The sequence below is a fragment of the Pseudomonas bijieensis genome (genome assembly GCF_013347965.1).
Taxonomy (GTDB): domain Bacteria; phylum Pseudomonadota; class Gammaproteobacteria; order Pseudomonadales; family Pseudomonadaceae; genus Aquipseudomonas; species Aquipseudomonas bijieensis.
In genome coordinates this window covers 4,325,509-4,338,744 of sequence record NZ_CP048810.1, presented here as the reverse complement: position 1 = coordinate 4,338,744, position 13,236 = coordinate 4,325,509, and the positions used below count along the sequence as shown (strand labels likewise).

At 60.4% G+C, this 13,236-nt stretch carries 9 protein-coding genes; 4 read left to right on the top strand and 5 right to left on the bottom strand.

Going from position 1 to position 13,236, the window contains the following annotated elements:
- Window positions 1-31 precede the first annotated feature (31 nt).
- Entirely contained in the window at window positions 32-1,972 is a 1,941-nt protein-coding gene (locus GN234_RS18905) for a type VI secretion system Vgr family protein (protein WP_176688916.1), read from the top strand.
- 171 nt (window positions 1,973-2,143) lie between these two features.
- Here the strand turns inward: GN234_RS18905 and GN234_RS18900 are convergent, their stop codons facing one another.
- The 5 genes from GN234_RS18900 to GN234_RS18880 form a co-directional block, all read right to left on the bottom strand.
- The gene (locus GN234_RS18900) at window positions 2,144-2,476 is read right to left on the bottom strand and encodes a hypothetical protein (protein WP_109752751.1); all 333 of its coding nucleotides are present in this window, start codon (window positions 2,474-2,476) and stop codon (window positions 2,144-2,146) included.
- Window positions 2,469-3,680 (bottom strand): PAAR domain-containing protein, encoded by a 1,212-nt coding sequence (locus GN234_RS30195; protein ID WP_176688915.1) that lies wholly within the window; start codon window positions 3,678-3,680, stop codon window positions 2,469-2,471. The genes GN234_RS18900 and GN234_RS30195 overlap by 8 nt, the downstream gene beginning before the upstream one ends.
- Window positions 3,681-3,798: 118 nt before the next feature.
- Window positions 3,799-4,062: a hypothetical protein gene (locus tag GN234_RS18890; protein WP_109752753.1), complete on the bottom strand. Its 264-nt coding sequence runs from the start codon at window positions 4,060-4,062 to the stop codon at window positions 3,799-3,801.
- A gap of 19 nt (window positions 4,063-4,081) precedes the next feature.
- On the bottom strand, window positions 4,082-5,347 hold the full coding sequence (locus tag GN234_RS18885) for a PAAR domain-containing protein (protein ID WP_109752754.1): 1,266 nt from the start codon (window positions 5,345-5,347) through the stop codon (window positions 4,082-4,084).
- Between the two features lie 54 nt (window positions 5,348-5,401).
- Window positions 5,402-5,836: a DUF1795 domain-containing protein gene (locus tag GN234_RS18880; RefSeq protein ID WP_109752755.1), complete on the bottom strand. Its 435-nt coding sequence runs from the start codon at window positions 5,834-5,836 to the stop codon at window positions 5,402-5,404.
- A gap of 248 nt (window positions 5,837-6,084) precedes the next feature.
- Between GN234_RS18880 and GN234_RS18875 the strand changes: the two genes are divergently transcribed.
- From GN234_RS18875 to GN234_RS18865, 3 genes are all read left to right on the top strand, one after another.
- Window positions 6,085-8,016 (top strand): type VI secretion system Vgr family protein, encoded by a 1,932-nt coding sequence (locus GN234_RS18875; RefSeq protein ID WP_176688914.1) that lies wholly within the window; start codon window positions 6,085-6,087, stop codon window positions 8,014-8,016.
- 18 nt (window positions 8,017-8,034) lie between these two features.
- The gene (locus GN234_RS18870; protein ID WP_109752757.1) at window positions 8,035-8,469 is read left to right on the top strand and encodes a DcrB-related protein; all 435 of its coding nucleotides are present in this window, start codon (window positions 8,035-8,037) and stop codon (window positions 8,467-8,469) included.
- A 367-nt stretch (window positions 8,470-8,836) separates the two neighbouring features.
- A complete protein-coding gene (locus GN234_RS18865) occupies window positions 8,837-13,234 on the top strand; it encodes an RHS repeat-associated core domain-containing protein (RefSeq protein WP_233459475.1) in 4,398 nt (1,465 codons plus the stop codon).
- The last annotated feature ends 2 nt before the right edge of the window (window positions 13,235-13,236 follow it).

Below are 13,236 nucleotides of genomic sequence, written 5' to 3'. Positions count from 1 at the left end.
TTCAGCAATTACAACCTGCACGAGACACTCGATGTTATTCAACCAAGCCACACGCCTGGCCAAGATCACCAGCCCCCTCGGACCCGAGGTGCTGTTGCTCAAGGACATGGGCGGCGGTGAAGAATTAGGAAGGCTGTTCAACTACGAATTGCAGCTGCATTCGCTGGACAACGCCATCGACCTCAACCAGTTGCTCGGCAAGCCCATGTGCGTGAGCCTGCAACTGGACGGCGGTGGCGAGCGCTATTTCCATGGCATCGTGGCTCGTTGCAGCCAGAACGTCGACCAGGGCCAGTTCGCCAGCTACCAGGCCACCCTGCGCCCATGGCTGTGGCTGCTGACCCGCACTTCCGATTGCCGGATTTTCCAGAACCTGACCATCCCGCAGATCATCAAGCAGGTGTTCCGCGACCTGGGCTTTTCCGATTTCGAAGACGCCTTGAGCCGGCCTTATCGCGAGTGGGAATACTGCGTGCAGTATCGCGAGACCAGCTTCGATTTCGTCAGCCGCCTGATGGAGCAGGAAGGCATCTACTACTTCTTCCGCCATGAACAGGGCCGGCATGTGCTGGTGCTGGCCGACGCCTATGGCGCCCACACCAAGGCCCCTGGCTACGGCTCGGTGCCCTACTACCCCAAGAATGAGCAACAGCGCGAACGCGACCATATCCACGACTGGCACCTGGCCCAGGAAGTCCAGCCCGGTTCGCTGGAACTCAACGACTACGATTTCCAGCGCCCCAGCGCGCGCATCGATGTGCGCTCGGCCATGCCGCGTCCACATACCGCTGGCGATTATCCGTTGTATGACTACCCTGGCGCCTACGTGCAAAGTACCGACGGCGAACACTACGCCCGCACCCGCATCGAAGCCTTGCAGACCCTGCACGAACAGGTCGAGCTGGCGGGTAACGCCCGGGGCCTGGGTTCGGGGCATCTGTTCACTCTTACCGGCTTCAGCCGCCAGGACCAGAACCGCGAATACCTGATCGTCGGGGCCCGCTATTACATTTCCCAGGAAAGCGGCGAAACCAGCGGCGGCGCGCCGTCGGCCCAGTTCGAAAGCAGCCTGACCTGCATCGACGCCCAGCAAAGCTATCGCCCGTTGGCGACCACCCATCGTCCCATCGTCAAAGGCCCGCAGACTGCGTTGGTGGTCGGCCCCAAGGGCGAGGAAATCTGGACCGACCAGTTTGGTCGGGTGAAGGTGCATTTCTATTGGGACCGTCACGACCAGTCCAACGAAAACAGCTCGTGCTGGATTCGTGTGTCGCAGGCGTGGGCCGGCAAGAATTGGGGCTCGGTGCAGATCCCCCGCATTGGGCAGGAGGTGATAGTCAGTTTCCTCGAAGGCGATCCCGACCGGCCCATCGTCACCGGTCGTGTGTATAACGCCGAACAAACCGTCCCCTATGCATTGCCCGCCAATGCCACTCAAAGCGGCACCAAAAGCCGTTCGAGCAAGGGCGGCACGCCGGCGAATTTCAACGAAATCCGCATGGAAGACAAGAAAGGCGCCGAGCAGTTGTACATCCACGCCGAGCGTAACCAGGACATCGTGGTCGAGGTGGACGAGAGCCATTCGGTCGGCCACGACCGCAACAAAAGCATCGGCCACAACGAAACCGTACGGATTGGCGAGGACCGACTGCGAGCGGTACAGCGCAACGATGCATTGCTCGTCGGCGGAGCCAAGAGCGACAGCATCAGTACCCAATACCTCGTGGAAGCGGGCTCGCAGATTCGACTGGTGTGCGGCAAAAGCGTGCTGGAGTTCAATGCCAGTGGCGAGATCAACATCTCGGGCACGGCGTTCAACATCTACGCCAGCGGCAATGGCAACATCGACACCGGCGGGCGTTTGGACCTCAACTCCGGAGGCGCAAGCGCCGTAGACCCCAAGGGCAAAGGCATCAAGGGAATGATCGATGCGGCGGTGAAAGCTTTTTTTCCGGCAAAAGCCAAGGGCTGAGGTTCACGGCCGGAACAACCGTGGCGAGGGAGCTTGCTCCCGCTTGAGTGCGAAGCGCTCACCAAAAAGGGCTGCTACGCAGCCCAGCGGGAGCAAGCTCCCTCGCCACGGGTTCATCGTTACCACCCACGCAGAACCTATGTTCGCGGTGGACCAGGGTATATTGAAATTTCACTCATTCGTAAGCCGGTATTGACCGGGCTGCGTCCACGCGACTCGCAAATATTTACCGCTCAGCAATTGCTCGTCACGAAGATATTCAAAAACTTCGGAGGGACACCACTCCTTGCCCGCCGAAAAGGCCACGCCCAGTGAACGGAGTGCGTCGAATACCTTAGCCTTCTGCCTGTTGTCCGCGACCTGCAAAACGTAGATGTCTTTCTGCGCCGCAGTCGAAAACCCGATAGCGCGTAGGGGCGAATCCAACGCGTTATCGATGACTTGAACACGAATCACGTCGCCGTCCGCTTTTTCCACGTACGCTTTCAGCACATCATTAATCACTGACAAATACCTCGGTTAAAGTTTTAATGCCGTTCGCATCCTTTGTCGGAATCGACTCGACGACCATCTCCGGGGCGCCACCCGGCAAGTGTTTACCTGGCCCCAGGAAATACTGGTTTCCTTCCATCGGGCTTCTCGGCATCCGCCCCACGAGATCATCGACCTGCCTGATCTTGAAGCCGCCTTTAAGCGCATCTTTTTCCAAACCAAAGGCGCGTTCCAGTTCCGCCGCTTTTTTACCACTGATGGTCACCTTGGAACGCCCCGAGAAATTTCCAATAACATCGGTGATGCCTTTCTTATCAGAAACAAAAGTACCGGCCCGGCCAATCGTCGGATAGGCGTCCCACGCCGTCGGGCTAATGTTGAACCCTCGATTGTCCTTGAGCATCTGTTCCTGTCGCTGACGAGCCAAGATCGTCCGCTCGGCCGCAGTCATGGGCCTGCGTGCCAGCTTCGGCCCGGCACCGAGCAGGGCCATCCCTGCCACCCCCTGAAACAAGTCCCGATATCCGGGGCCGAGACGATCGCCCAAATCCCCCAGCAGTTCCATGCCGACATACAGCGCACCACCGACGGCCAGGGCGCCGAAGAAAGCGGCGGCTCCGGCAAAAGCCGCAAGCAACAAGGCTCCGCCCGCCGCCAACAACCCCAACGCCTCCAGCCCGGTGTGCATCCAGCCTTCGAGATCCAGAACAAACGCCACCGACACCGTCGGCCCACCGATGAACGTATTGGGACTGCCGGTCTTGATGTGCGCGCCGCAAACCATTTTGCTGTGCAAACGTGCGGCGGGTTTGCCATTAATGAAGACCGTGGCGCTGCCTTCGGCGATCAGCACTGGAAAGGGCCAGATCGGATGGTTCATCGGCAGCCCGGTGCAGGAAGACGAAATGTCTTCGCCCGCCCGCATGGCATTGCGGTCGTTGATGTAGACGTTGAAGCTGCCCATTATCAACGCCCCCGTGGTGGGCTCAGGCAGGTTGAAGATGGTGGAGAGGCCTTTGACGATCTGGAACATCGACAAGCCGCCCGCGGCAATCGAGCCGGCCATGATGGCCAGGGCCACGCCGCCCGTGGCGACGGTCGCGGCAACGACCGCGGCACCGATCAAGGCACCGGCCACGGCACCGGCGATCATCGCGGCCAACCCGAACCCGTGGGCTATTTCATCCCCCAGACGTGCTGCTGCCTGTGCATCCATTGCGTGCATCTACCTTGCCGATTTTGTATGACTGCACAGAGAGACGTATTGATGACTCAGACGTTCGATGGGCGGGATTTGAGCAAGCGCATCGCCGGCCTCCCCTGCCCTTCGACGATCAGATGGCGGTGCCGCGGTTCGTTCCAGGTTGGACAATCAACAGCTCGTCCAGCTCGCGCTTTTTGCAACGCGCCACAAACGGCAGCGCGGCATCCGGGTCACGCCTGAACAGCTCAAAGGTCGCCTGGTTGATTTCATAATATTCCTCGTAGTCGGCCATGCCGTTGCTGACCGGTATGGACACGTAGAACCGACCCGAGTCCTGCTCGATGCCCACGGAGAACATGTGTTCGCGACTGACCAGAACATCTTGAAATTTCATGACTTGCCTACCTCTACCGTCATAATGGCGTCCAACTGAAGTCTTTGGGCAAAATGCCTCCGGCATCGATGACCGCCTCGCTGGCGCCGGTCGGCAGCTTGCCGCCAGGAATCCAGAACTCGTTGGCACCGGCCTCGTTACCTGAAGGAATCCGCAGGTTCATGTCTTTAGGCGCGGGAATATCGACCCGCACAAGGGTACTACTTTCCAGGGTATTTTCTGGAAGCCCAAGCGCCTTCTCCAATGCCCTCTTGTCGCCCTTGGCATTGGCAATCAATTGATCGGCTTCAGCCTTGGGCATCAGGAACGTCGTGCCGTCGCGCTGGGCGATGCCGTACTTGTCCAGGTTGGCCTTCGTGGTGAAGCGTGAGGCACCGTTCTCGAACTGGGCCAAGTGTTCTTTCACATACTGCGGTGACAGGTACGTGTCGGCATCGGGTCGAGACCCCTTCGGCATGGCCAGGATGTCGGCCTCGGTCACGCCAGGCTTGTACTTGGGCGGCGGCAGTTCGGCAGGCTTGGCTGCCTTCGCCATTTTCGGGCTCAACCCCAGCATGGCCATGCCGGCGACACCTTGCAGCAGGTCCCGATAGCCTGGCCCCAGACGGTCGCCCAAATCGCCGAGAAGCTCCATGCCCCCCAGGATCAGCCCGCCTATCACCACGAATTCGACGAGGACGGCGATACCCGCCATGGCCGCCATGACCAACGCAGCACCGGCGGCCAACAACCCCAACACTTCCAACCCGGTATGCATCCACCCTTCGAGATCCAGGACAAACGCCACCGACACCGTCGGCCCGCCGATAAACGTATTGGGGCTGCCGCTCTTGATATGGGCACCGCAGACCATTTTGCTGTGCAGGCGCGCCGCCGGTTTGCCGTTGATGAAGACCGTGGCGCTGCCTTCGGCGATCAGTACCGGGAAAGGCCAGATCGGATGGTTCATCGGCAGCCCGGTGCAGGAAGACGAAATGTCTTCGCCCGCCCGCATGGCATTGCGGTCGTTGATGTAGACGTTGAAGCTGCCCATTATCAACGCCCCCGTGGTGGGCTCGGGCAGGTTGAAGATGGTGGAGAGGCCTTTGACGATCTGGAACATCGACAAGCCGCCAGCGGCAATCGAGCCGGCCATGATGGCCAGCGCCACGCCGCCCGTGGCGACAGTCGCGGCAACGACCGCGGCGCCAATCAAGGCACCGGCCACGGCACCGGCGACCATCGCGGCCAACCCGAACCCGTGGGCTATTTCGTCACCCAGACGTGCCGCAGCCTGTGCATCCATTGCGCGCATCTACCTTACTGATGTGTATGCCTGCTCAGTGGGACGTGTCGATGCTCAGACAATCGGAGGCTGTGGCTTGAACGAATGCATCGCCAGCTTCCAGGCCGGCTCGTGATAGGCGAAGTCGGTCGGTGTGGTGGTCAAGGTGGTGATCAGCACCGATGGCTTACGCTCGATGAACACCTGGCGCAGCATCAGTTCACGCCCCTCGCGTTGCCAGGTGTAATCCAGCAACGTGGTGGTGTGCCCCTGCAGCACCGTGTCCCAGCGCTGAACCAGCTTGAAGCCGGGCAGTTGCTGCTCTGCGCTTTTGAGCTGGCGGTCGACGTATTCCGCGAATGGCGCGTCGCCCTGGGAGGCATCGCGGCTGATGACGAAACTGGCTTCTTTAGCAGGGCCGACTGCCGGCAGCTTGAAAATATTGATGCTCTGGTCCTGCCAGGCATCGGGAATTTCGAGATCGGCTTCTTGAATGCGGTAAGAGGTCACAGTAATCGCTTTCCATGGACGTGAGGTGACGCGCGAAGGAGCAGATATTCAAGTAATGCCTGGTAACAATCAAGAACCGGGTTCCTCTGCCCCAAGTAACGAACTACATTATGCGATCAGCGTCACTACTCTGGCGATTTCATGCCTGTGCACGCGCTGTCAAAGGGCGTGATCGCTTGATCTTCAACGTCAAAAGCCGGCAATCTTGCGCAGCGTCAAATGGACTGCGGCAGCGATAAGGACAACCGATGCTATTCAACCAAGCCACACGCCTGGCCAAGATCACCAGCCCCCTGGGACCCGAGGTGCTGTTGCTCAAGGACATGGGCGGCGGTGAAGAGCTGGGCAGGCTGTTCAACTACGAGTTGCAGCTGCATTCGCTGGACAACGCCATCGACCTCAACCAGTTGCTCGGCAAGCCCATGTGCGTGAGCTTGCAATTGGACGGCGGTGGCGAGCGGCACTTCCACGGCATCGTCGCCCGTTGCAGCCAGAACGTCGACCAGGGCCAGTTCGCCAGCTACCAGGCCACCCTGCGCCCGTGGTTGTGGCTGCTGACCCGCACTTCCGATTGCCGGATTTTCCAGAACCTGACCATTCCGCAGATCATCAAGCAGGTGTTCCGCGACCTTGGGTTTTCCGATTTCGAAGACGCCTTGAGCCAGTCCTACCGCGAGTGGGAATACTGCGTGCAGTATCGCGAGACCAGTTTCGATTTCGTCAGCCGCTTGATGGAACAGGAAGGCATCTACTATTTCTTCCGCCATGAGCAGGGCCGCCATGTGCTGGTGTTGGCCGACGCTTATGGCGCCCACACCACGGCCCCCGGCTACGGTTCGGTGCCGTACTACCCGAAGAACGAGCAACAGCGCGAGCGCGACCATATCCACGACTGGCACCTGGCCCAGGAAGTCCAGCCCGGTTCGCTGGAACTCAACGACTACGATTTCCAGCGCCCCAGCGCACGCATCGACGTACGCTCGGCCATGCCCCGCCCGCACACCGCCGGCGACTATCCGCTGTACGACTACCCCGGCACCTACGTGCAAAGCGCCGACGGCGAACACTACGCCCGCACTCGCATCGAAGCCTTGCAGACCCTCCACGAACAGGTCGAGTTGGCGGGTAACGCGCGGGGGCTGGGCTCGGGGCATCTGTTCACGCTTACCGGCTTCAGCCGCCAGGACCAGAACCGCGAATACCTGATCGTCGGCGCCCGCTACTACATTTCCCAGGAAAGCGGCGAAACCAACGGCGGCGCGCCGAGCGCACAGTTCGAAAGCAGCCTGACCTGCATCGATGCCCAGCAAAGCTATCGCCCGTTGGCGACCACCCACCGCCCTATCGTCAAAGGCCCGCAGACTGCGTTGGTGGTCGGCCCCAAGGGCGAGGAAATCTGGACCGACCAGTTTGGTCGGGTGAAGGTGCATTTCTATTGGGACCGTCACGACCAGTCCAACGAAAACAGCTCGTGCTGGATTCGTGTGTCGCAGGCTTGGGCCGGCAAGAATTGGGGCTCGATGCAGATCCCCCGCATTGGGCAGGAGGTGATAGTCAGTTTCCTCGAAGGCGATCCCGACCGGCCCATCGTCACCGGTCGCGTCTACAACGCCGAGCAGACCGTACCCTACGACCTACCGGAAAACGCGACCCAGAGCGGCATGAAAAGCCGTTCGAGCAAGGGCGGCACGCCAGCGAATTTCAACGAAATCCGCATGGAAGACAAGAAAGGCGCCGAGCAGTTGTACATCCACGCCGAGCGTAACCAGGACATCGTGGTCGAGGTAGATGAAAGCCATTCGGTCGGCCACGACCGCAACAAAAGCATCGGCCACAACGAGACGGTGACCATCGGCAACAACCGCCTGCGTATCGTCAAGCAGGAGGACATCCTCTCGGTAGGCCAGCGCAAGACCGACAGCATCAGCCAGAGCTACGTCATCGAAGTGGGCGAGAACCTGCGCCTGGTGTGCGGTGAAAGCATCCTGGAGCTCAACGCCAGCGGCCAGATAAACCTGACCGGCGTGCAGATCAGCTTCTACGCCAGCGGCGATGCCGAGTTCAACACCGGTGGCGTGCTGCACCTGAACAACGGTGGCGGCCCGGGTGCCACGCCGGACGGCCAGGGTGTCAAGGGCAGCATCGATGCCAACATCAGCGCCGCGTTCCCCAAGGGCTAACTTCGAGATTTATGCGCCATGACTTACCGTCTCAATGAATTCCAGCTCCAGCTGCCGCCAAGCGAGTTGCTGGACGCGACGATCAACATTCTCAAGTTCCCTGAGCTGGGCACCTCCTTGATTGTCAGCCGCAGCCTGCTGGCCGAGGGCGAAACCCTGCAAAGCAACCTCGACGACCAGCTCAAGCGCCTGGAAAAACAGGTCCAGCAACTGCGCTGCCAACCGGGCGCGACCGTACGCGTGGGTGCCAACCAGGAAGTCGAAGCCATCGAATTGCGCAGCCAGTTCAACAAGGGCAACGAAAAGGTTTTCCAATATCAGCTCGCGCTGGTACTGCCCGGCACTCGCAAGATGCTTGCCCTGAGTTATGTGAAAGCCGAGAAACTGGGCGATGCCGAAGCGGCGCATTGGGCGACGATCAAGGGGTCGCTGGTGTTCGACACTCCGGCCTGACACCCCATCCCTGTGCGAGCGAGCCTGCTCGCGATAGCGGTGGGTCAGGCACTGATGAGGTTGACTGAAAGGGCCCCATCGCGAGCAGGCTCGCTCCCACAGGGGTTTGGTGGCGTCAAGGAAGTGGAAGGCATCATCGATCAAATGTGGGAGCGAGCCTGCTCGCGATAGCGGTGGGTCAGACGCTAGTGATGTTGACTGGTCAGACGTCATCGCGAGCAGGCTCGCTCCCACAGGGACAAACCGAAGCGGATCAAGCGCCTGAAAATGGCATTAACGAGCATGCCGTAACCCACAAGGACAACAGGCGCAATGGAAGGCATCAAATTGCTTGAACACACGGTCATCAACCACCTGAGCACCCTGCATGTCTGACGCGCTCTGGGCCGCCCGCCTGGGCGATGCACTGAACCACACCTCGATGATGGCCGACATTCTTGGCGGCGTATTGGAGGTGGCGGCCAACATCGCGATCACCGCCCTGGCGACCGCCGCCGTGGTCGCGGCCACGGGCATCACCGTCGTCACCGGCGGCCTGGGCTGCTTCGTCCTGGGCCTGGTGGTGGGCACCGTCGTCGGCCTGGCCATGAGCAAGACCGGGGCCGACAAAGGCCTGAGCAATTTATGCGAGGGCATCGGCAACGCCCTCTTTCCGCCCACGGTGCAGGCCAACATCCTCACCGGCTCCAAGGACACCTTTACCAACAACATCCCCTCGGCCCGCGCCGCTGGAGCGGTTGTTTCCCATGTCGCGCCGGCCGGCACCGAACTGGAAATGCCCGAGCCGGAAGAAGAGCCTAGCTACCTGGACATGGCCGGGAATTTCTTTTCGCAGATGTGGCGCCCCACTGTCGCCTCGCCCGCCCCCGGTACGGAGACCCGGCCGGAAGATCTAGTGATCTGCACCAAGCACCCACCCATGCCACCGCAGTTCATGGCCGAAGGCTCAGACAAAGTCACCATCAACGGCCAGCCCGCCGTGCGCAGCGGCGACCGCAGCACTTGCGACGCGACGGTGGTGTCCTCCGGGTTGATTTCGCCCAACGTGACCATTGGCGGCGGTTCGGTGGTGGTGCGCGAGATCCGCAGCGGCAAGACCCCGGGCGTGGGCCTGGCGGTCACGGCGCTGCTGATGCTCAAGGGTGGCAAGGGCAAGTTCTTCAGCAAACTGCCGTGCATGCTGGTGGGCGGCGCGGTGTCCATGGCCGCCAGCAGCGCGGCGAACGCAGCCGCCAACGCTGCCATGGGTTCGTCGAACCCGGTGCATGCCGCCACGGGCGCCAAGGTACTGGGCGGTGACGAAGACCTGGATTTCGTCTTGCCCGGCATCCTGCCGATTGACTGGCAGCGCGTCTACAACAGCCGCGACGAGCGCCGCGACAGCCTGTTCGGCGCCGGCTGGAGCGTCGCCTACGAAGTCCAGGTGGACATCCTGCCCCACCCCGACGGCGGCGAAACCCTGATCTACACCGACGAACAGGGCCGCCCTATCGACATGGGCTCCATCCCGTTGGGCGGCGCGGTGTTCAGCGCCGGCGAAGGCCTGGCCGTGCGCCGCCATGTGAACGGGCAATTGCTGATCGAAAGCGAAGACGGCCTGTACCGCTTGTTCGAACCCTCGCCAGCCAACCCTTCGCACCTGCGCCTGAGCCAACTGGGTGACCGCAACGACAACCGCATCCACCTCGACTACGACGACGCCGGCCACCTGGTGCGGCTGCGCGACACCTTCGACCTGGTGCACGTCGAGCTGGTCCGCGAAGGCGAGCGCGTCACCCAGATCGAACGCCTTTACCCCGACCAATCCCGGGAAGTACTGGTCAGCTACGCCTACGACGCGGCGAACAGCCTTACCGAAGTACGCGACGCCACCGGCCAGGTGCAACGACGCTTCGGTTATGACGCCGGGCAGCGGATGGTCGAGCATCAGTTGCCCACCGGCCTGCGCTGCTTCTACGAATGGGCGCTGATCGAAGACCAGGAATGGCGCGTGGTGCGGCACTGGACTGACGAAGGCGACGCCTACCAGTTCGACTATGACCTCAAGGCCGGCATCACCCGCATCAGCGACAGCCTGCAACGGGTCAGCATCCGGCACTGGAACAGCCAGCACCAGATCACCCAATTCAGCGACAACCTCGGCCAGACCTGGTTGTTCGAATGGAACGATGAGCGCCAGTTGCTCAGCGCCACCGATCCACAGGGCGGCCAGTTCCAATTCAGCTACGACGAAGCCGGCAACCTCATCAGCGAAACCGACCCGTTGGGCCGCAGCGAATCCACCCTCTGGCTCGAACACTGGGCCCTGCCGCTGGTGGACACCGACGCCGCCGGCAATAGCTGGAAGTACCGCTACGATCAGCGCGGCAACTGCATCGCCGAAACCGATCCGCTGGGGCATGTCACCCGCTACCGCTACGACACCCACGGTCAGGTCGTGGAAATCATCGACGCCACTGGCAAGAGCAAGAAGCTGCGCTGGAACCCGTTCGGCCAATTAGTGGAACACGTCGATTGCTCGGGTTACCCGACCCGCTTCAGCTACGACGCGCGCGGTTATCTGCAAACCATCACCGACGCCCTCGGCGAACGCACCCAGTTCAGCTACGACGCCCAGGGTCGCTTGCTCAGCAGCCAACTGCCGGACGGCCGTACCGAGCACTACCAGCGCGACACCGCCGGCCAACTCACTGGCTACACCGACCCGGCCGGGCACACCACGCTCTACCAACACAACCGCCGCGGCCAGGTCCGCCAGCGCACCGATGCCCAGGGCCGGCAGGTGCAGTTCGCCTACGACAGCTTCGGCCGGCTGCAAGCGCTGACCAATGAGAATGGCGAGAGCTACCGGTTTGCCTGGGATGCTGGGGATAGGTTGACCGAACAGCGCAACCTTGATGGCAGCGCCAAAGACTACACGTACGACGTCCTCAACAACGTAAAACGAGTCGAAACCATCGCAGCGCCGCGAGGTGATCATCAGCCCAGTGAAAGGACCATTGTTCATCATCTCGAACGTGATGCCATTGGCCGGCTGACCACCCGAATCACACCTGATGGACAGTCCCGGTATAGCTATAGCCCGTTGAATCAGTTAATCGAAGCCACCGTCATCGATAACGACGGCAACGAACAACGACTGGGCTTTGCTTATGACACGCTGGGTTATCTGATTGAGGAGCAGAGTTCAGCGGGCGTTCTGAAGCATCACTACGACGAACTCGGCAACCTGATCCAGACCCACCTACCCGACGGCCGTTGGGTCAACCGCCTGTACTACGGCAGTGGTCATCTGCACCAAATCAACCTCGACGGCCACGTCATCAGCGACTTCGAACGCGACCGGCTGCATCGAGAGGTGCTGCGCACCCAAGGCCAAATCAGCACACGGAGTGAATATGACCGTAGCGGGCGCTTACGCAGCCGCCAACGCCGGCATACCAGCCAGCCGTCGTTGTTGCCTGCCGCAGATCAAACCCATTTTGAGTTTGATCCTGGCGACCACCTTGTGGCGCGCCTTGAACGGCAGCCAAAAGGTCAACAACGCCAATTGCTGCACTACGATGTGACCGGCCGCATCCTGGCAAGCCAGGGCACTCGACAAGGCCAGAATGAAACATTTTCCTTCGATGCCGCCGCCAATCTCCTCGACAGTTCACCTGGTACAGGTGGGCAGGTTACGCACAACCAACTCAAGCGCTATCAGGATAAGCACTATCGCTACGATGGTTTTGGCCGAATGATTGAAAAGCGCAGTGGGCGACATGGCCTGCAGCGCTTCAGTTACGACTCGGATCACCGGCTGGTTGAAGTTCGAACCCAGAAATCCGACGGTGAAAACGTCGTCAGGATGCGCTACGACCCGTTGGGCCGAAGAATCGAGAAAACCGAACATGACGACAAAGGGCGTCTCATCGCCCGCACGCGTTTCGACTGGGATGGCCTGCAATTACTCAAGGAACAAAAAAATAGCCTGACCAGCCTGTACCTCTACATTGGCGACAGTCACGAGCCCTTGGCCCGGGTCGACGGCATCGGTGAACATCAACGCATCCGCTATTACCACAACGACCCCAATGGTCAGCCACAGGCCTTGACGGAAAGTGACGGCCATCCGCTATGGCACGCTCACTACCAGGTATGGGGCAATACCACTGCTGAAGTCCGTGAGCCGTACTACATCGAAGAACAGAACCTGCGTTTTCAGGGGCAATACCTGGACCGGGAAACAGGCCTGCACTACAACACCTTCCGCTTCTATGATCCCGACATAGGCCGCTTTACCACGCCCGACCCCTTGGGCCTGGCCGCAAGCCTGAATCTTTATCGCTACGCACCGAATCCATTTACCTGGATCGACCCGCTGGGGCTTAAAGAGAATGAGATTATCCGGTACATGGGCGAGAGCGAAACCGTCTCGTCCAAGGCCGCCAACGGAGGCAAAGGCGGCTTGGTTCCGAATATCCGAGGAGAGAAAGCGGTCTGGGTCAACCAGGACAGTAACCCTGGATTCAACCCAGGCAATGAAAAGTATCGGGTAGTGGCCACCGTCAATAACGAAGGGGTCAGCATGCTCAATAACCACAAGGACATCTCTACCGTTGACTATAAAGAGACGGGCCTGAAAGATGGCGTGCTGTCCAAGACGAATGAGCCCAAGGCCAGAGGCATCGGTTTCCGATTATTGGATAAATTCAATAAAACCATTACGTCATTTCGTGTCGAGAAGAAAGGCCCGAACGGAAAATGGAAGACCTGCGGATAAAG

Bases quoted from the DNA above. Each gene is read 5' to 3' on its own strand.
- GN234_RS18905 (WP_176688916.1), top strand. From the start codon at position 32: ATGTTATTCAACCAAGCCACACGCCTGGCCAAGATCACCAGCCCCCTC.
- GN234_RS30195 (WP_176688915.1), bottom strand. From the start codon at position 3,680: ATGGATGCACAGGCAGCAGCACGTCTGGGGGATGAAATAGCCCACGGG.
- GN234_RS18890 (WP_109752753.1), bottom strand. From the start codon at position 4,062: ATGAAATTTCAAGATGTTCTGGTCAGTCGCGAACACATGTTCTCCGTG.
- GN234_RS18885 (WP_109752754.1), bottom strand. From the start codon at position 5,347: ATGGATGCACAGGCTGCGGCACGTCTGGGTGACGAAATAGCCCACGGG.
- GN234_RS18875 (WP_176688914.1), top strand. From the start codon at position 6,085: ATGCTATTCAACCAAGCCACACGCCTGGCCAAGATCACCAGCCCCCTG.
- GN234_RS18870 (WP_109752757.1), top strand. From the start codon at position 8,035: ATGACTTACCGTCTCAATGAATTCCAGCTCCAGCTGCCGCCAAGCGAG.
- GN234_RS18865 (WP_233459475.1), top strand. From the start codon at position 8,837: ATGTCTGACGCGCTCTGGGCCGCCCGCCTGGGCGATGCACTGAACCAC.